The following is a 20,376-nucleotide window of genomic DNA, read 5'->3' as shown; positions in this document are numbered from 1 at the left end:
TATTTTAATTATACAGACCTAACAGGTTTTTAAAACCTGTTAGGTCTTATTGTTTAATATCATGAAAAAAGACATTATAATCCCAAAAGTAGAAAATGTTCATATTGTAGCAATACAAGAATGGAGCGATGATTTTCAAGAAAATTGTTGGTACGCTTATTTATTAAACGCAACCAATGAAACTTTAGAAATGGCAATGCTTATTTCTCGAGCGTATGGTTTAATAAATGGTGAAGAAAGAAACACGATGCAATTGCGACATGCTTTTGCAAAAGTTGAGCCACAAACGGCAGTTAAAATAGAGTTTTTAGAGAACAATGTGTTGCAATTAGAGAACGAATTTATGTTGTCTTATTTTATTGGAAGCCAAATGTTTGATAAGAAATTTATCTTCAAAGAAAATAGTATAAATAAAAATGCAAAAATCGATTTACCTATTATTCCAAACCAAGGAATAATGGCGGTTTAATTTTTTTCTGTTAGTTTGAAATGAGTTAAGAACTTAGAAAAAAGTAGAAAACACAAAATATTGCAATCCTCATAAAAATTCCTCAATTTTATAGTCTAATTCAAGCTGTAAAATGAGGAATTTTCTTTTATCACTACTTTTTATCGCAAATTATTCATTTGCACAAGACTATTCAAAACACGTAAACCCTTTTATCGGAACTGGTGGGCACGGTCATACTTTTCCAGGAGCAACAACACCTTATGGAATGGTTCAATTATCTCCAGACACACGAATTGATGGAAGTTGGGATGGTTGTTCTGGGTATCATTATTCGGATAATTTGATTTATGGCTTTTCTCATACACATCTAAATGGAACAGGTGTTTCAGATTATGGCGACATTATGTTAATGCCAACTATTGGAGAGCCTTCATTCGATAATAAAGTTTATTCTTCTACATTTTCTCATGATAATGAAAAAGCATCAGCAGGATTTTATAGCGTAAAATTAGATAAACACAATATTGATGTGCGATTAACCACTTCAACACGAGTGGGTTTTCATGAATATACTTTCAATAAAACAGGTCAAGCTAATATTATTTTGGATTTAAACCATCGTGATAAGTTATTGGAAGGAAGAATTCGTGTTATTGATGATAAAACGGTTGAGGTTTTACGAAGAAGCGAAGCTTGGGCGACCAATCAGTATGTATATGCACGAATTGAGTTTAATGTTTCTATTGATAAAGTTTTAGCAAGTAAAATATCAAAGGGACATGGTGAGGCAGTTGAAACAAAAGGCATGGTGTTTTCTAAACAAGTTAAAAAAGGAGAAAAAATACTGGTAAAAGTATCGCTTTCTCCAACGAGTTATGAAGGAGCTAAATTGAACAGTTCCGAAATCAAACATTGGGATTTTGAAAAAGTAAAAAAAGATACTGAAGCTTTATGGAACAAAGAACTATCTAAGATTGAAGTAACTTCTAGTGATAAAGATAAGTTAGCGATTTTTTACACCGCTTTATATCATACAATGATGCAACCAAATATAGCTCAAGATTTAGATGGAAAATATAGAGGTAGAGATAATGAAATTCACACAGCTGAAGGATTTGATTATTATACCGTTTTTTCGCTTTGGGATACTTTTCGAGCGGCACATCCATTATATACTCTAATTGATAAAAAACGAACGTCAGATTACATTAATACTTTCATCAAACAATACGAACAAGGCGGAAGATTGCCGGTTTGGGAATTAGCTTCTAATGAAACCGATTGTATGATTGGCTATCATTCGGTTTCTGTAATTGCTGATGCTATGGTAAAAGGAATTCAAGGCTTTGATTATGAGAAAGCATTCGAGGCCAGTAAAGCTTCTGCCATGAGAGATGTTTTAGGTTTAGAAGCTTATAAAAAAAATGGCTTCATTTCGATTGATGATGATCATGAAAGTGTTTCTAAAACAGTAGAATATGCTTATGACGATTGGTGTATTGCACAAATGGCTGCTATTTTAGAAAATCATGAAGACTATCAATATTTCATGAAGCGTTCTCAAAATTGGAAGAATTTATTCGATTGGGAAACGGGTTTCATCAGACCAAAGAAAAATGGTGGTTGGGAAAAACCTTTCGACCCAAAAGAAGTCAATAACAACTTTACCGAAGGCAATGCTTGGCAATACACGTTTTTCGTGCCACAAGATATTAAAGGGATGATTGAAGCTTATGGTGGGCCAGAAAAATTTGAAGCCAAATTAGACGAAATGTTCAACAGTGAAAGTAAAACTACAGGTCGTGAACAAGTAGATGTAACAGGTCTAATTGGACAATATGCACATGGAAATGAACCGAGTCATCATATGGCTTATTTGTATGATTACATCGGTAAACCAGAAAAAACAAATGAAAAAGTAAAATACATCTTGGATAATTTCTACAAAAACACACCAGATGGTTTAATAGGTAATGAAGATTGCGGACAAATGAGTGCTTGGTATGTGTTGAGTTCAATGGGAATGTATCAAGTAACTCCTGCTGGAAATTCTTGGAATAAGACCAAACCCTATTTTGAAAAAATTAAACTTAACTTAGAAAATAATACTTCAAAATCTATTTTGATAGGTTCAGAAATTAAAAGTATCGAATATTTCGATTCAGTAGCCACAGAAATATTGGCATATGCAGCTGATCCAACTATTACTCAAGTGCCAGTAATTCAAGCAAAAAGTAAATCCTTTAAGAATGAATTACCAATTAATTTTAAAGCTTGGAATAAAAATGCGAAAATATTTTATAGTATTAATAATTCAAAATTTGAATTATTTGAAAAAGAGATATTGTTAAAAGAATCAGCAAATATTCGTTTTTATTTATATGAAAATCAATATAATATCAGTGACACCATTTCCGCACAATTCTTCAAAAAACCAAATGACTACACTATTGAGATTAAATCGAAATTCAATTCACAATACCATGCAGGTGGAGCAGAAGGTTTAATAGACGGAATTTATGGTAATGAAAATTGGCGAAAAGGAGAATGGCAAGGTTATCAATCTCAAGATTTTGAAGCGGTTATAGATCTGAATGAAAGTAAAAAGATTAAAAATATAAGTGCAAATTTTCTGCAAGACACGCGCTCTTGGATTTTAATGCCAATAAAAGTTGAATTTTATATTTCTGAAGATAATGTGACATTTAAAAAAGTAGCAACGATAGATAATAGTGTAGATCCAAAAGAATATAATACGGTTATTAAGGGGTTTTCTAGCGATATAGACGCAAAGGGGCGTTTTGTAAAAATAAAAGCATACAACTTTGGAAAATTACCTGAATGGCATCAAGGCTATCCTTCTAATGGAGATGCTTTTATCTTTATTGACGAAATAACGGTGAAATAATTAATTTTTAAATTCTGCTTTATTAATGTTCAACGTCTTGATAAAGCAGAATTTGTATCAATTAAAAACAGGAATGGGATCAATGTTTTTCTAAATACTATATTTGTATTTCATATAACGTTTAAATGAATTCAATTTCTAAATATACTTCCCTTAAACTTCTACTTAGCTATCTATTGTTGTTAGGGTTAATGGCTTTTTCTGTTTGGTATTTGTTTCAACAACAATCAAAACTAAATCAGTTGTTAAAGTCAGATAATATTGATGAGCGCCAAATGGTTTATACAGAACTGATAAAAGATCTATATAGAACTGATAATCTGTCGCAAATTGCTATGCAGACAAAATCCAGAGAAAGTGTTATTGCTTTTCTTAATGATAATGACGAAATAATTTTAAAATTAGATACATTAAAAAATGATGTTTTAAAGGAAGATAGAGTTGTCATCGATTCCTTAAAACAATGTTTGAAAGACAAAGAATATAATGTTCTAATGTTGATTGATGTTCAAATGAAGGGAAATAATTCTTTACCTATTAATCAACTTGTAAAGAAGATTGAAAACATAGAAAAAGAGAAAGGTAAGCTAAAAATTAAAAATCTGTTTAAAAACGCGAATAGTTTAACTCCTTATCAAAGAAAAGTTGCACAAGACTATGTAGACTACCTGAATAGTAATGTGCCAAAAGATGGTACGAACTCAATATCTCATGAAGAAGCAGATTCGATATTGACAGCTTCGAAGATAATATTATTAGAATCTCAGAAAAAGAGAAGTCAACATTCTGTAGTCATAAAAAGCAAAGAGGTTAAGTTGCTTGAAAACGAATTAATCATTGCTCAAAAAATTACAAGTATAATTGCAAAGTTGCGTGAGACAAGCGATTTAGAACACGCAAAGAATAAAAAACAAAAAATTGAGAGTCAAGAGAAATCCCTTCGGCTTTTATCAATTGCAGCGATAGTTTGTTTTTTAATTGTGGTTTTTTTCTTTTTTCTTTTGTCTGTAGATTTTCTTAAAAATAAAAATTACAGAGAAGAGTTAGAGTTGCAAAAACAAAAGACAGAAGTAATTTTAGAATCTAGAGAGCAATTAATGGCATCGGTTAGTCATGATGTAAAAACACCATTACAGTCGTTAATTGGCTATAGTGCTCAATTATTAGAAAACGAAGGCTCATTCGAGAAAAGAGAAAAATTATTAAAAATTAAATCAGCAACACATTATATCGAACAATTAGTTTTAGATCTATTAGATTATGTTCGAATGGAAAAAGGAAAAATAAAAGTACTTTTTCAAGAGTTTGATTTGAATGAGTTATTAGAAGAAACGGGTCAAAATATAGCTGATTTACATCAAAAAGATACGGTTGATTTGTTATATGATATCGACGATACTGAAAATCTGATTTATTATGGAGACTATAATAAAATAAGACAGATCTTATATAATTTAATAAGTAATGCTTATAAATTCACGTTGAATGGTAGCATAACAATTATTACTAAAATTGAAGAAGATCGTCTTTTAATTGCAATAAAAGATACTGGAATTGGAATACCGCTCGAGTCATTTGAGAAAATCTTCAATTCCTTTACACAAGAAAATGAACAAATTGAACTTTTGTATGGAGGAACTGGTTTAGGATTGTCTATTTGTAAACGATTAACCGATTTGTTAGAAGGAAGTATTCATTTAGAAAGCGAACTAGGAGAAGGGACGACTTTTACTGTGGATTTGCCATTTAGAGTTAAAGAAAAAAATCAGAACACTAATGAAATTGAATTAAAGAGTTGTGTTATTTTAGATGATGATAATTCTCAAATACAATTAGCAAAAGCTTTATTAACACCATATTTTGAAGAGGTGTATACTTTTTCCGATGGGAATGAAGCACTTGCTTTTTGTAAAAAAGAATTACCTTCATTTGTTCTGACAGATATTCATATGCCTAAAATGAATGGATATGCTTTTCTTACACAGTTGAGAAAAATTCCATCAGCTAATAATGTACAAGCAATTGTTGTTAGTGGTCAAATGCCCTATGAAGACGCGGTTAAATCATCATTTTCATTTGATGGATTTTTGCCTAAACCTTATACACCAAATCAACTTTTAAATTGTATTTCTAATTTATCAGGTAAAAAAATTGAAAATATAGAGAAAAACACAACAAGTTATAAATCTATTTTAGCAACTTACTTAGGTGATGATGAAGAATCAATTAATCAGTTTATAAAAAAATACATTGAAGAATTAACCTTAGATATTCAATATTTAGAAGAAGGAGTTAAGAATAATGATGAGAAAAAGATAATTTCATTGTGTCATAAAATGCAAACTATGGTAGGACAATTGAAAGAGAAAGATATTTTTTTCTTGCTAAATACTATTGAGGTTGATTGTAAGGCAAATGGAATTGACAATGAGCTTACAATAATGCTTCAATTACTCTTTAAAAGATTAAATGTTTTTAAAGAGAATCTTATGTTAATTCATATTGATTGATTTTGTTGTATAATGTTTTTCTAGAAATACCTAAGAGCTCAGCTGCTCTAGACTTATTGCCTTTAGCAATGGACAAAGCATTGGTTATTGCAGCTTTTTCAGCAACATCTTTTAATCCAAATTGAAAATTGTTTTCTTGTTTTTCTGACGAGGTTAGTTCTTCGGGCAAACTATTTACTTCAATAGTGTCTTCTGCGCTTAAAAGCGTGGCTCTTTTGATGTAATTTTGTAGCTCTCTAAGGTTTCCAGGCCAATGGTATTGATAAAAAATAGTTAAAGCATCTTTGGATATTTTTGTCACATTTTTTTCTAATTGAATTGCAGCTTTTTCTAAGAATAAATACGAAAATGCTTCTAAATCTTCTTTCCTATCTCTCAAAGCAGGAATTTGTACAGAAAACTCATTTAATCTATGAAATAAATCTTCTCTAAAGTTGCCATTTTCAACAGCATTTTTTAGATTTTCATTTGTTGCAGTAATCAAACGTATATTAATGTCAATCTCTTTGTTTGATCCAATTTTTTTAATTTTCCTTTCTTGAATCGCTCTCAAAAGAAGAATCTGATTTTCATAGGATAAATTACCTATTTCGTCCAAAAAGAGTGTTCCATCATTAGCCGCTTCAAAACACCCAATTTTGTCATTAATAGCACCAGTAAACGAACCTTTAATATGCCCGAAAAATTCACTGCTAGCAATATCTTTAGGAATTGCTCCACAATCTACAGCTACAAACGGACCTTTGTGTCGGTTGCTTTTGTCGTGTATTGTTTTTGCAGCTACTTCTTTACCTGTTCCGTTTTCTCCTGTTATTAAAACAGAAAGAGTTGTTGGAGCAACTAGATCAATATGTTTTTTTAAAGTAATAGAAGCAATTCCATTTCCCCAATAATAACCTGATGTTGGAATTTCTATTTTTTCTTTTTCTACTACAATGATTTCTTTGTTTTCTGTTTTAGAATTTGAAATAATTTTCTGCAACACTAGCAAAGCTTCTTCAGGAACAAAAGGTTTAGAAATGTAGTCAGCAGCACCAATTTTCATTGCTTTAACTGCTGTTTTTACGTCTGCATAGGCAGTCATTAATATAAATGGGGTGTTTTTTTGTCTTTCTTTTAAAATAGAAAGTAAAGTTAATCCATCAATATCGGGTAAGCGTAAGTCAGAAAGAATTATGTCAAAGGAATGAAGTTCAACTTGGTCTAGAGCTTCATTCGCAGTAAACGTTTGTACAACTTCATAATCATGACGCTTTAGAAAGTGTAAAAGCATGTTGTTGAAAGTATTATCATCTTCAATGATTAATATCTTTGGCATTTGATTCTTCTTTTATAATTATTTCATGCTAAATATAATATAAAAAATGCTATCTCATCGAGATAGCATTTTTAAATAAATAAATGATGATAAATTTATTCTTTTTCTAGCCAATAACCATTAGCATCTATAAACACAGTTTGTGTAACTGTTTCAAGCTGTAACTCTAGCTTGTATTCTTTGTCTTCGTTAATATAAGCTTTAGTAATTACAGCTCCTTCGAAGTCTTTTTTCACTGCTTCCTTAACTGCTGTTGGTAATTTGTCTACAGGTAATTCTTTATATTCTTCCTGTGCTACTGTTATCTGAGTTTTTACAGATGTGTTTTTTTCAACTGAAAAAGTTGAAATTGATGCGAAACCGAAGATCGCCAATAAAATGATTCTTTTCATAACAATTTTTTCTATTTAGTATGAAAAAAATGTGCCAGTTATATTCATTGTGTATTATAATGATTAACTAGCTGTTAATCATGTTTTTAATTTGTTAATGTGTTTTTGAAAGTGTGTAAATTTTATGAAAAAATTAAAGAAGATGTATTCTTTTTACACAGCTTATTCTATTTTTCAATTGGAAATACTACAGACCAAATGACAGATATTGCTAAAACACCACCAACAACTGCTAGCGAAGCTAAAGAGGATATATGGAAAAATGGTGCGATAATCATTTTCACACCTATAAATCCTAGAATTAAAGCTAATCCATAATGCAAGCGACTAAACATGTACATGAAATTAGCTAAAAGGAAATATAAAGAACGCAATCCTAATATTGCAAAAATGTTAGATGTATAAAGAATGAAAGGATCATCTGGTGCAATTGCAAATATTGCAGGAATACTGTCAACAGCAAATAATAAATCTGTAAATTCTATTATGGTAACTACTACAAGTAATGGAGTTGCCATTTTTATTCCATTTTGTATGGTGAAAAACTTATCTCCATCAAATTTCGGACTTACTTTGAAGAATCGGTGGACAAGTTTCGAGCCTGGACTTTTTGAAAAATCTTTTTCGCCATCGTCTCCACTGTCGCTAAACCAAGATTTTATACCGGCAACAATTAGGATGATTCCAAAAATAGTTAATAGGTAGTTTATCTTAGCGGTATGACCAAGAAGTGATATTTCTGGTAAATAAGTGTAATTGAGTATCCATACACCTGAAAATATAAATATTGCTCTAAAAAATAAAGCCCCTAAAACTCCCCAAAACAGTACTTTATGTTGAGATTCCTTTGCTACATTAAAGTAACCAAAAACTAATATAAAGACAAATAAATTATCTACAGACAATGCTTTTTCTATCCAATAGGCTCCTTGAAATTGTGCAAATTTTTCGAATCCCATATAGTTGTATATGATTCCACTAAAACCCATTGCTAATGAAATCCATAAAACAGACCAAAAAGCAGCTTCTTTGTTTGAAATCACATGACTTTTTTTGTTAAGAACACCTAAGTCAAGTAGTAACATAGCGAAAATTACAACTGCAAAAACAGTTAAAATAACTGGATGATTAATTAGAGAATCCATGATTTTTTTGATTTTATTCCGCGAAATTACTATCTATTTTTAATACCAAGGGAATCGTTTTTAATCAATTGGTTTTCAATGCTTTATTTTATTTGGTTTTGAAACAAAACGAAGTTAATGTTTTGAAAATCAATTAATTAAATTTTTATTGTTCTTAACGATAAAAAATCACTTTTTTAATTTAATTTTTCAGTTAGTTTTTTAAACTCTTCTTTAGCTTCTTTTCCTTCATATAAGATGCGATAAACTGCGTCAATTATAGGTGTGTCTGCTTTATGTTCTTGATTAAGTTTGTAAGCGCTTTTTGCAGCATAATAGCCTTCTGCAATCATACTCATTTCCATTTGTGCAGATTTTACAGTATATCCTTTTCCTATCATGTTTCCAAACATTCTATTTCTAGAGAATACAGAATAACCTGTCACTAATAAATCGCCTAAATAAGCAGAATTATTGATATTTCGTTTCATTTTGTGCACTTTTCGAATGAATTTCTTCATTTCACGAATTGCATTACTCATCAATACTGCTTGAAAGTTATCACCATAACCTAAGCCATGCGCAATACCAGCCGCAATAGAATAGATATTTTTAAGAACAGCTGCATATTCGGTACCAATAATATCATCGGTAGTTTTTGCTTTAATGTAGTAAGAACTTAAGTTATCAGCTACATATTTTGCCTTATCTTTATCGCTACAAGCAATAGTTAAATATGATAAACGCTCCATTGCAACCTCTTCGGCATGACAAGGACCAGTTAAAACACCAATATTATCATAAGGGATATTGTATTGTGTGTGAAAATGTTCACCAACAATTAAGCTTGTTTCAGGTACAATTCCTTTAATAGCTGAAAAAATAATTTTATTAGATAAATCTACAGTAAGTTTTTCCAATTCACCTTTTAAAAATGCAGAAGGTATTGCGAAAATAACATAATCAGCAAATGCTACAGCTTCGTTAATATCATTCGTCAATATTAATTTGTCATTGTCAAACTGAACAGAACTTAAATAATTAGGGTTATGCTTTTGATGTTTAATACATTCTAGTGCGTAGGTGCTTCTCATATACCAAGCAATTTTTTCTTGGTTTTCACATAACATTTTTGCAATTGCAGTTGCCCAACTCCCTCCACCAATGACAGCAAACTTCGGTTTTTCCATTTTTTATAAAATTTTTAGGAAATTCAAAGGTAAAGAAATAGTTTCAATATCCGAAATAACAGTTTTATGTGTGTTTTTTTAGGATTTAAATTTTAACATTTATTTAATCATTCCTAGGGCAATTATTTTTTTTTCGTTGCGTTCTATGTGTATATTTTAAATAGTTTGGGTTAATCTATTTAGTTTTGGTTGGTTAGTTAAAAGCGTTCAAGATTTACTGTTGAACGCTTTTTTGTTTTACATTTGTTAGTACTATGAAGACAAATAAAAAACATATTCTTATTCTTTTTTTTGTTATAACTTATTGGAATGTTTTTTCTCAAGCACCAAATATTAGTTATACAACACCAAATAGTTTTGTAAACAATCAGACAATTACGCCATTATATCCTACAAATTCTGGCGGTGCAGTTCCTACAGAACCTGTAGTTTCAACTTTTTCAGGTACTGGAACTATTGGAGCAATGGATGGAACATCTACAGTAGCTTCTTTTAATTATCCTACAGTTGTTACTTTCGATAATCAGAATAATTTAATTGTTGTAGATAGAAGTAATCACAAAATTAGAAGTGTTTCTTCAACTGGAATTGTTACGACTATTTCTGGAACGGGAAGTATTGGTGCGGCAGATGGAGCATCAAATGTTGCAACATTCAAATATCCAGATGGCGCAATTGTAGATTCTCAAGGAAATATTTTTATTACAGATCAAAGCAATCATAAGATTAGAAAAATTGATATTAACGGACAGGTAACTACGTTTGCGGGTTCTGGAGTGGCAGGTTTTCAAGATGGAATAGGAGTAAATTCAAAATTTTATTTTCCAGCAGCTATGGCTATAGATGAAAATGATAATCTATATGTTGCTGATTATAGTAATCATTGTATACGTAAAGTAACTCCCAGTGGAATAGTAACTACACTTGCAGGAACAGGTATTTCTGGTTTTAATGATGGTAATGTTACTGTTGCGCAATTTAATGGGCCAACGGGACTTTGTTTTGATTCTACAGGTGTTTTATATGTTGCTGATTATGGTAATAACAGAATACGTAAAATTAACACAAATGGAATTGTTTCAACATTTGCAGGTTCCGGAACCGATGGTAGTACTGATGATTTAGGTGTTTTGGCTTCTTTTAGCCATCCTGCTGTTCTTGTGTTCGACTCTAACGATAATTGTTATGTAACTGATAGTGGAAATCATAAGATTCGCAAAATTGATCCTTCTGGAAATGTGTCTACTTTTGCTGGTACTGGTGCTCAAGGAGCAAATGATGTTGTTGTGTCTTTGGCTACCTTTAAAGAGTTAACGGGTATTACTATTAATAGTCAAGATGAGCTTTTTATAGCAGATTATGCAAATCATAAGATTAGAAAGATAATTACCTATAAATATTCAATTGTACCTAGTTTACCTAATGGATTGAACTTTAATGTGTATACTGGTGAAATTAGTGGTACACCTACGGAAAACTCTCCAATGACCGACTATACAGTTGAAGTTTCCAATATATTTGGAAGTAGTTCTTTTGTGTTAGGTATTGAAGTTGGTGCATTACAAACTCCTGCTTTTGACACTAATAAGCTTTTAGTTTTTCCAAACCCAACGACAACAATTTTGAAAATTGAGTCCAAAGAAATCGTATCTTCTGTTTTGGTAATGAATGCTCTAGGTGTTATTGTAAAAGAACTGATTCCAAATCAAGAAAACTTTCAAATAGACTTCTCAACGATTGAGAAAGGTGTTTATTTTCTTAAAGTGGAATCAAATTCTAGAAGTAAGATGGTTAAAATTGTAAAAAATTAATAACTCATTTCAACTATTTCTCTCACCTTTTCTGGAGTAATGTTTTGTTTTTCGCCCATTGCTTTCCAGCCTCTTTCTTCAAAACGGCTTACAATGAAGTCTGCTGTGTTTTCATAGTTTTCTGTGTTTTCAGAAATTTTAGTTTTCATACCCATTGTATGGAAAAATTCTACGGTTTTTTCAATGGCTTTTTCTGCAATCTCTTCCGTAGAGTTCCCAGTAATATTCCAAACACGTTGACCGTATTGTGCTAATTTATCTTTCTTAGTTTCAAACATAACTTTGTATAGACTTGGAGCAATAATAGCTAAAGTTCTAGCGTGATCAATTTCATATAAAGCAGTTAATTCGTGGCCAATCATATGTGTTGCCCAATCTGAAGGAACTCCCTTTTGAATCAAACCATTTAAAGCCATTGTTGCACTCCAAACAAAGTTTGAGGCTAATTTGTAATCGCTAGGATTCTCTACAACTTCTGGTCCTATTTCAATTAAAGTTTGCAGAATACTTTCAGAAATTCTATCTTGTAAAAGCGCATCATGAGTATAAGTTAGATATTGTTCCATTACGTGTGTAAAGGCGTCTACAACACCATTCTGTAACTGTCTTTTTGGTAAAGAGATAATAACGGTTGGATCAACAATAGAAAAAACTGGAAACAATGCGCTTCCTCCTAATGTTAACTTTTCTTGCGTTGCTTCAATAGTTACTACTGCACCAGAATTCATTTCAGAGCCAGTTGCAGGTAAAGTTAAAACAGTTCCAAATGGAATAACCTTTGAAACATCTTTGAATAAGATACGTTTTCTTAAAATTTCAGCAGCATCACCTTCATAATTCACAGCAGCAGAAATAAATTTAACACCATCAATTACACTTCCACCACCAACAGCTAAAATGAATTCGATTTTTTCTTTACGAATAATTTCAACAGCCTTCATTAAAGTTTCATAGCGAGGGTTGGGCTCAATGCCGCCAAACTCCACAACGTCGTGAGTAGGCAATGCAGCTTTAACTTGATCGTATACACCATTTTTAAAAATACTTCCACCACCATAAGCGATTAGAATTTTTTTATTTGGCACTAAGTCTTTCAGTTGTTCTATTTGACCTTTCCCAAAAACATAATTTACGGGATTATATAATTCAAAATTGTTCATTATCTTATTTATTTAATTGTTCTAATAATTTTTGAGCTACTAATTTAGAAGAAGCTGGATTTTGTCCTGTAATTAATACACCATCTTCAACGGCATAAGGTGCCCAATTTTCTCCTTTACTATAAATAGCTCCATTAGCTTGCAAAGCATCTTCTAGTAGGAAAGGAACTACTTTAGTTAAGCCAACTGCTTCTTCTTCTGTATTTGTAAAACCAGTAACTTTTTTTCCTTTTACTAAAAATTCTCCGTTTACTTTTACATCTTTCAATACTCCTGGAGCATGACAAACAAAAGCAACAGGTTTGTTGTTCGTATAAAAAGAAGCAATTAATGATTTCGAATCTTCACTAGAAGCTAAATCCCATAATGGGCCATGACCACCAGGATAAAAGACTGCGTCATAATCAGCTTGATTTATAGTGGCTAATTTTACTGTATTTGCTAACTTTTCTTGCAAGGTTTTGTCATTGTCAAATCGTTTAGTGTCTTCTGTTGCTGATGATGGATCAGCACTTTTTGGATCAATTGGTGGTTGACCTCCTGCTGGTGAAGCAATAGTTATTTCAACTCCTTTGTCCGCTAATTCATAATAAGGTGCTGCAAATTCTTCTATCCAAAATCCTGTTTTTTCTCCAGTACTTCCCAGTTCATCATGACTAGTTAATACAAATACTACTTTTTTCATGGTTTCTTTTTTTGTTGTTTCTTCTTCGTTTTGTGTTACTGTTTCAGTGGTATCTTCTTTTTCTTTACAACTGATTGTCATTACTAATAATAAAGCTATTGCTATGTTTTTCATACTTTCTAAATTTTAATCAAAATTAAGGATAAGGTTACTATTTTATGTTTCAACATTTTTTAAATATTTATCAAAATTACTATTTTAATGATATTAGTAAAAATAATTTAAATTATGTTTGTAATAAATATATTTATATCATGGTTAATTTAGAATGGTATCGAACATTTAAATCGGTTTATAAAAATGGTAATTTTTCAAATGCTGCCAAAGAATTATTCATAAGCCAGCCTGCTGTAAGCCAGCAAATAGCCATGTTGGAAGCACATGTAGGCTATAAGTTGTTCAATAGGAAATCAAAAGGAGTAGAGCCTACTGAATATGCTAAGTTACTGAATAATCTGATTATAGAGGCTTTAGATAGACTTGAAAATGTAGAAAATGGATTTAGAGATAAAGCATTTAATGCTAATAAATTAGTTTCTGTTGGAATCTCTAAACATTTATTTTCTTGTTTTGGTAATCAATTAATTTCAAAATTCGACTTTATTGATTTTTTCTATGGAGAAAATGACGAGTTATTTAGTTTAGTAGATGCAAAAAAAATAGATTTCGCAATTGTAACGAAGCAATATGATACTTTTGATACAATCCAAAAGGAACTTGGAAAAATCAAACAAATCATGATTGCAAGTAATGATTTGGATATAATAGATGTGAAAAAGGAAATTAAAAACGATAATTTAATAGCAGTAGAAAATTGGTTAAACAAGCAGAAATGGTATAATTATGATGCAAGAATACCGCATGTAAAATTATTTTGGTTATACGTTTTTGATAAAAAAAGACCCACGCTAGTTTCTAACTACATCATACCTTCTGAAAGCGACTTAATTCAAGCCCTGATAAAAAATTCTGGATTAGCTATCGTTTGGGATGTTAATATCAAATCATATATAAAAGAAAAAAAAGTGCAATTACTTTGGAATAGTCCCAAAATGCCTACTACAAAAGTTTTTTTATTGTCCAGAAAAAATGAAGCCCTAAATAATGTTTTAGAAGAAGTCATAGAGGAATTACGACTGTTCTTAAAATAAATTTTTTTATATTTTTTAGTGTTAAACGTTTACATATTTCATGTTTATCAAAAGTAAAACGGTGAACTATAAACAATTTAGCTATAAAGGAACCTTGTTCTGAAAAATTGAAAAGCTTTAAAACCTTAGAGAATGGAGACTTTTGTAATTTTTGTTAAAAAGTAGTTTCCCATTTTAGAAATTGGAATGATAAAGTTGTTGCAAATCATTTTAAAAATTCAATAGAAAAGACTTGACCTTATTTTGTAAAAGAACAATTGAAATGGAAAAGTGGTGAGTTAGTAGATAAAGCATTAGAAAATATAAAAACCTTTAAAAATTAGCTTGCCTTGTGTTTCATTATCGTCTTCTGCTTAGCCATTATGAAGCTATTTTATAGTAACCTTATAGTAACTTTATAGTAAGGTTATAGTAACCTTATAGTAACTATAATTAGAAAATAATACCACAAAAATTCGTGAGAAAGCATAAAACAAATAGTCAAAAGTATATAGAGAAAACAAAATAAACTATATTTGCGTACTAAATACACGTTTTTATGTCAGCAAGTCTTCAAAATATCAAAATAGCCGTAGATGCAGTAGTTTTCGGATACAGAGAGAACAAATTATATGTATTGTTAATTCAGCAAAAATTTGGTAGCCAAAACACTTACTGGGCTTTGCCTGGTGGTTTGGTGCAAGAAGACGAATCTTTACTAGAAGCGGTCAAAAGAGAGCTGAAAGAAGAAACGAATGTTTCAGTAAATTACCTAGAACAATTATATACTTTTGGAGACGATATTTCTAGAGATCCAAGAAATAGAGTAATTTCTGTAGCCTATTTTGCTTTAGTAGATCCATCAAAATTAACCTTAATTGCAGATACAGATGCTGACCATGTATCTTGGGTAGAAATTGATAAAATTCCAAATCTAGCCTTCGATCATGATGAGATAGTGAATAGAGCAATAAAAAGATTAAAAAATAAATTAACCTATCAACCAATAGGTTTCGATTTGTTGCCCAATAAATTTATGTTTTCGGATCTAGAGAATTTATACACGACTATTATTGCAAAAGATATAGATCGAAGAAATTTTAGAAAAAAAATGATGAGTTTTGGGTTTATAACCGAAACGGAAGAATTTGCAGATAAGAAATCGGGCCGTCCAGCAAAATTATATACTTTTAATGTTGCCGAGTACAAAAGGCTTGAAAAAGAGGGGATTCACTTTGAAATCAAATTAGTGTAAAAAAAACACTAAATAAAATTTTGTCAGTAAAAAATTAAATTATAATTTTGTGTAAAATAAACACAAATATTATGATTCTTAATTTAGATACTAATTTTAGTCCCTTAGGAAAAGAAAATACGATTGAATTTCAAAGTTTTGTTTTTTCAGGAGGAGAACCACATATAAAAATCACAGCCAATTTTGATACTACTGTAACGGTAACCGTTACACACCGTCTCAATTCATTTAACGACCTAGGATTGTTTTGTTTGGCAATAGATGCTTTAAGAAGAATGGGGGTAAAAACCATCAATGCTTTTATTCCTTACTTTCCAGCAGCAAGACAAGATCGTGTCATGATTCCAGGTGAACCCTTGTCTGTTAAAGTATATGCAGACATTATCAATAGTTTTAACTTAAATAGAATCCAAGTATTCGACCCGCATTCTGAAGTAACTCCCGCATTATTGAATAATTGTGAAGTAGTAACCAATTATAATTTCATCCAACAAGTTATTAAAACAATAGGAAATAATGTTTTGCTAATTTCACCAGATGGAGGAGCATTAAAGAAAATCTACAAAGTATCGGAATATTTAGGAGGAGTTGAGGTAGTAGAATGCAGTAAAAGTAGAGATGTAAAAACAGGGAAATTATCAGGCTTCAAAGTGTATTCAGAAGACTTACAAGGCAAAGATTGTTTAATCGTAGATGACATTTGCGATGGAGGAGGAACATTCATTGGCTTAGCCGAAGAACTTAAAAACAAAAACGCTGGCAACTTATACTTAGCAGTAAGCCACGGTATTTTCAACAAAGGATTTGAAAGTTTAAGTGTTTTTAAAAAGATATTTACAACCAATTCTTTCAAAGATATTGAGAATGAGAATGTGGAAGTGATTAAATTAGAAGTAAAATAAATAGTAGTTCACGTCAGTTCGAGTATTTTTTATACAATGAAATGGAATAAAAAATGTATCGAGAACCTAAAATCCATAATGTTTTAAACTTTTTTAAAATATTTTAAAGAAATTAATACTAGAAAAAATGAATAAAAATAGTAGGCTAGGAATAGCGCAAAATACAATACAAATTATACAAGACGGATTTTATTATAAAAATAATGAAAAAGTAGAAGTGCGTCTTGCTATAGAAAATAACATTGAAAAAACGTTTACCATAGCACCAGAAGAATGGAATGGAATAATGGATAAACCAATAATCGAGAATAATGAAAGTGTACAAATAGTAGTTAAAAATTGTTCTACTATGGAAGCTATGATAGAAGAAAGAGAGACTAAAATAGCAGTTTTGAATTTTGCCTCAGCAAAAAATCCTGGAGGAGGCTTTTTAGGAGGAGCATCAGCACAAGAAGAAAGTTTAGCACGATCATCAAGTTTGTATGCCTCACTTACAAAAGATAAAACCATGTATGAATATAATAAAAGTCAACGTACTTTTTTATATTCAGATTATATGATATACAGTCCTGCTACAATATTTTGGTTTAACGATGAAGGAAATACACTTGCAAAAGAGATAGTTGTTGACGTTATAACTTCACCTGCACCTAATAAAGGAGCTATGTTACAACACAACCGAACAGAAGAAATAGAACAAATAGAAGCTGTTTTTATAGAAAGAATTGAGCATGTTTTGCAAATTGCAAATCAACAAAATATAGAAACTTTGATTCTTGGAGCTTGGGGCTGTGGAGTATTTAGAAATGAACCAAGAGAAGTAGCAAGTTTATTTATGACTGTTATAAAAGAGAAGTATTCATACGCATTTAAGAAAATAGTATTTGCAATTCGAGATTCATCGGATAAGAAGCTGGTATTAAATGCTTTCAATGAAGTGATTGATTTAAAATGAAACTAGAATTAAAAAAAATATACAACACAAATACAAGAATGGCCAAAAGAAGACTATCACATCATGGCACAATATGATGAGGATAAAATAATAGTGTACCAATCCTACAGAAAAGAAATCGGCCAATTTGCAGTTAATAATCAATTCTTTGGTGGAGCATTTAGCTTGGAAAGAATGACCTGGATAAAACCCAATTTCCTTTGGATGATGTACCGAAACGGTTGGGGAACAAAAGAAGGACAAGAAGTGGTTTTAGCCCTACATTTAAAAAGAGAGGCTTTTGAAACGTATTTGCAACATGCAGTATATTCCTCATATAATCAAGTAGAAGGAATGACAAGAGAAGAATGGCAAAACGAAGTAAAATCATCAAATGTCCGATTACAATGGGATCCAGATCACGATCCTTATGGAACTAAATTAGAACGAAGAGCCATACAAATAGGATTGCGAAACCAGTTTATAAAAACATTTGCAAAAGAAGACATTCTGTTAATAGAAGACATCAGCGATTTTGTAGCTCATGAATATGAAAATGTAAAAAACAACACCTTAGAAAACCTGATGATTCCAGCAGAAAAACCATTAATTTTCAAGGATAATGAATTAAATAAAAAGTTGAAGATTGCAACTTAAGAAAGCATGAAAACAATTAATGAAATAGATAGATTAGATTTAGCTAAAAAATCACTAACAGGAATTGCAATTGGAGATGCTTTTGGTGATAGTTTTTTTAGAGAGACTGAATTGGTAGAAGATGCAATTTACAATAATGCCATTCCAGAAACACAATGGAGATACACAGATGATACTGTAATGGCAATTCCACTGTTTAAATCTTTAGAACTATTTCAAGAAATTAATCAGGATTATATTGCTAAAGAGTTTGCTAACAACTATGATAAAGACAGCAGAAGAGGATATGGACCATCAATGCATAGAAAATTAATGGAAATGAAATTATCTTCAGATTGGTTATCCATTACAAAAGCTAGTTTTAATGGCGAAGGTTCAATGGGAAATGGTGGGGCAATGAGAGTATCATTAATTGGAGCTTATTTTTATGATGATTTCTATAAAGTTTCAGAACAAGCAAAAATATCGTGTGAAGTGACACACTATAACAAAGAAGCTGTAGCAGGATCAATAACAGTAGCGATAGCAACAGCACTTTGTACGAGAATGTATTTTGGAGAAAAGATAACAAAAAAAGACTGGTTAAATACCCTAATAGAATATACACCAGAAAGTGAAATAAGATATAAATTGATAAAGATAAAGCAATTACCATGTAATTATCATATTAAAACAATAGTGTCTGCTTTAGGGAATGGAGTTAAAATGTTAACACAAGATACAGTTCCTTTTGCTATCTGGAATGTCTATCATTTTATGAATGATTTTGAAAATTGCCTTTGGAAAACAGTGTCAGGTTTAGGGGATAGAGATACTACTTGTGCTATTGCAGGAGGAATTTCGATTATGAATACTAAAAAAGATGAAATTCCTGCGCTATGGATCAATTCTGTAGAAAAATGGGAAGAAAGTATTTTTTATAAAGAAAATGAAAAATGAAAACAAACAAAATACATAGCGCATTATTCGGAGTAGCGGTTGGTGATGCACTAGGAGTTCCTGTAGAATTTCAAGATAGAGAATTATTAGCAAGATTTCCAGTAACCAATATGCGAGAAAACGGTTCTCATGCGCAGCCAAGAGGAACTTGGAGCGACGATAGTTCCCTAACTTTTTGTTTGGCTGAAAGTTTATGCAAAGGATATGATGTAAAGGATATTGCAAATAATTTCGTGCTTTGGAGACAAGAACAACTTTGGACGCCACACGGACGTGTTTTTGACATAGGAATCGCAACAAATTCAGCTATACATGCTATTGAAAACGGAACAAATCCATTATTAGCTGGAGGAACATCTGAAAGAGATAACGGAAATGGTTCGTTAATGCGAATTCTTCCATTACTATTTTATGTAAAAGATTTTAGTATCTCCAAAAGATTTGATACAGTGAAAGAAGTTTCATCAATTACACACGCTCACATAAGATCAGTAATAGCTTGTTTTATCTACATAGAATATGCCTTATTGCTTTTAGGAGGAAAAAATAAAGAAGAAGCTTTCGAAGGAATGAAAGAGAAAGTAAATGATTTTCTAACCAATAATCCTATTTGTTCTCAAACAGAAATTGACAAATTTCATAGAGTACTAGAAAACCAAATTGGAGACTATGAACTGGTCAAATTAGCTGAATTAAAAGAAAAAGAAATAAGTTCAAGTGGTTATGTTTTAAGTAGTCTCGAAGCCAGTTTTTGGTGCTTGTTAAATTCCAATACCTATGAAGAAACAGTTTTAAAAGCGGTAAATCTAGGAGGTGATACCGATACAACAGCAGCCATTGCAGGAGGATTAGCAGGATTACTATATGGCTACGAAAGTATTCCAGAAGAATGGATCAACGTTTTAGCTAGAAAAAACGACATCACAAAGCTATGTGATACATTAAGTGAGAAATATGAAATCACCACTAACAACAAGTTTGTTGCAAACAAACACAAATGAAGATTAGGT

At 31.1% G+C, this 20,376-nt stretch carries 17 protein-coding genes; 11 read left to right on the top strand and 6 right to left on the bottom strand.

From position 1 onward, the window contains the following. The first annotated feature begins 61 nt into the window (after positions 1 to 61). The 3 genes from L2Z92_RS05605 to L2Z92_RS05595 all read left to right on the top strand — a co-directional run bounded on the left by L2Z92_RS05605 (position 62) and on the right by L2Z92_RS05595 (position 5,869). A complete protein-coding gene (locus L2Z92_RS05605) occupies positions 62 to 469 on the top strand; it encodes a hypothetical protein (protein WP_236457852.1) in 408 nt (135 codons plus the stop codon). Between the two features lie 112 nt (positions 470 to 581). Beyond that, positions 582 to 3,359, top strand: a complete 2,778-nt coding sequence (locus L2Z92_RS05600) for a GH92 family glycosyl hydrolase (protein WP_236457851.1) — start codon at positions 582 to 584, stop codon at positions 3,357 to 3,359. A 125-nt stretch (positions 3,360 to 3,484) separates the two neighbouring features. Beyond that, complete coding sequence (locus L2Z92_RS05595) at positions 3,485 to 5,869, top strand: ATP-binding response regulator (protein WP_236457850.1); 2,385 nt, start codon at positions 3,485 to 3,487, stop codon at positions 5,867 to 5,869. On the opposite strand, the gene L2Z92_RS05590 is transcribed toward L2Z92_RS05595, so the two are convergent. The 4 genes from L2Z92_RS05590 to L2Z92_RS05575 all read right to left on the bottom strand — a co-directional run bounded on the left by L2Z92_RS05590 (position 5,847) and on the right by L2Z92_RS05575 (position 9,893). Continuing rightward, entirely contained in the window at positions 5,847 to 7,187 is a 1,341-nt protein-coding gene (locus tag L2Z92_RS05590) for a sigma-54-dependent transcriptional regulator (protein ID WP_236457849.1), read from the bottom strand. The genes L2Z92_RS05595 and L2Z92_RS05590 overlap by 23 nt on opposite strands. 95 nt (positions 7,188 to 7,282) lie before the next feature. After that, entirely contained in the window at positions 7,283 to 7,579 is a 297-nt protein-coding gene (locus L2Z92_RS05585; RefSeq protein WP_236457848.1) for a hypothetical protein, read from the bottom strand. Between the two features lie 167 nt (positions 7,580 to 7,746). Next, the gene (locus L2Z92_RS05580) at positions 7,747 to 8,724 is read right to left on the bottom strand and encodes a TerC/Alx family metal homeostasis membrane protein (RefSeq protein WP_236457847.1); all 978 of its coding nucleotides are present in this window, start codon (positions 8,722 to 8,724) and stop codon (positions 7,747 to 7,749) included. A 176-nt stretch (positions 8,725 to 8,900) separates the two neighbouring features. Next, positions 8,901 to 9,893 carry an NAD(P)H-dependent glycerol-3-phosphate dehydrogenase gene (locus tag L2Z92_RS05575; protein ID WP_236457846.1) on the bottom strand — a complete coding sequence of 331 codons (993 nt, stop codon included), beginning with the start codon at positions 9,891 to 9,893 and terminating at the stop codon, positions 8,901 to 8,903. Positions 9,894 to 10,147: 254 nt separating this feature from the next. Between L2Z92_RS05575 and L2Z92_RS05570 the strand changes: the two genes are divergently transcribed. Beyond that, positions 10,148 to 11,704, top strand: coding sequence for a T9SS type A sorting domain-containing protein (locus tag L2Z92_RS05570; protein WP_236457845.1), 1,557 nt, complete (start codon positions 10,148 to 10,150; stop codon positions 11,702 to 11,704). On the opposite strand, the gene L2Z92_RS05565 is transcribed toward L2Z92_RS05570, so the two are convergent. Both L2Z92_RS05565 and L2Z92_RS05560 read right to left on the bottom strand, forming a co-directional pair. Continuing rightward, positions 11,701 to 12,864 carry an iron-containing alcohol dehydrogenase gene (locus L2Z92_RS05565; RefSeq protein WP_236457844.1) on the bottom strand — a complete coding sequence of 388 codons (1,164 nt, stop codon included), beginning with the start codon at positions 12,862 to 12,864 and terminating at the stop codon, positions 11,701 to 11,703. The genes L2Z92_RS05570 and L2Z92_RS05565 overlap by 4 nt on opposite strands. A gap of 4 nt (positions 12,865 to 12,868) precedes the next feature. Then, a complete protein-coding gene (locus tag L2Z92_RS05560) occupies positions 12,869 to 13,663 on the bottom strand; it encodes a type 1 glutamine amidotransferase domain-containing protein (RefSeq protein WP_236457843.1) in 795 nt (264 codons plus the stop codon). A 140-nt stretch (positions 13,664 to 13,803) separates the two neighbouring features. Here L2Z92_RS05560 and L2Z92_RS05555 point away from each other — a divergent pair, with 140 nt between their 5' ends. From L2Z92_RS05555 to L2Z92_RS05525, 7 genes are all read left to right on the top strand, one after another. Next, entirely contained in the window at positions 13,804 to 14,700 is an 897-nt protein-coding gene (locus L2Z92_RS05555; RefSeq protein WP_236457842.1) for a LysR family transcriptional regulator, read from the top strand. 538 nt (positions 14,701 to 15,238) lie between these two features. Beyond that, on the top strand, positions 15,239 to 15,934 hold the full coding sequence (locus tag L2Z92_RS05550) for an NUDIX hydrolase (protein ID WP_236457841.1): 696 nt from the start codon (positions 15,239 to 15,241) through the stop codon (positions 15,932 to 15,934). A gap of 71 nt (positions 15,935 to 16,005) precedes the next feature. Beyond that, complete coding sequence (prs, locus tag L2Z92_RS05545) at positions 16,006 to 16,836, top strand: ribose-phosphate diphosphokinase (RefSeq protein ID WP_236457840.1); 831 nt, start codon at positions 16,006 to 16,008, stop codon at positions 16,834 to 16,836. A 127-nt stretch (positions 16,837 to 16,963) separates the two neighbouring features. Beyond that, positions 16,964 to 17,791: a TIGR02452 family protein gene (locus tag L2Z92_RS05540; RefSeq protein ID WP_236457839.1), complete on the top strand. Its 828-nt coding sequence runs from the start codon at positions 16,964 to 16,966 to the stop codon at positions 17,789 to 17,791. A 63-nt stretch (positions 17,792 to 17,854) separates the two neighbouring features. After that, positions 17,855 to 18,427, top strand: coding sequence for a DUF4291 domain-containing protein (locus L2Z92_RS05535; protein ID WP_236457838.1), 573 nt, complete (start codon positions 17,855 to 17,857; stop codon positions 18,425 to 18,427). Positions 18,428 to 18,433: 6 nt separating this feature from the next. Continuing rightward, a complete protein-coding gene (locus L2Z92_RS05530; protein ID WP_236457837.1) occupies positions 18,434 to 19,366 on the top strand; it encodes an ADP-ribosylglycohydrolase family protein in 933 nt (310 codons plus the stop codon). Next, positions 19,363 to 20,367 (top strand): ADP-ribosylglycohydrolase family protein, encoded by a 1,005-nt coding sequence (locus tag L2Z92_RS05525; protein ID WP_236457836.1) that lies wholly within the window; start codon positions 19,363 to 19,365, stop codon positions 20,365 to 20,367. Before L2Z92_RS05530 ends, L2Z92_RS05525 begins: the two co-directional genes overlap by 4 nt. Positions 20,368 to 20,376 lie beyond the last annotated feature (9 nt).

Origin of the sequence: Flavobacterium jumunjinense, from assembly GCF_021650975.2 — a bacterium.
In the GTDB taxonomy this organism is placed as follows: Bacteria; Bacteroidota; Bacteroidia; order Flavobacteriales; family Flavobacteriaceae; genus Flavobacterium; species Flavobacterium jumunjinense.
Note: the sequence above shows the minus strand (reverse complement) of the source record. Positions and strands in the feature narration are given on the sequence as shown.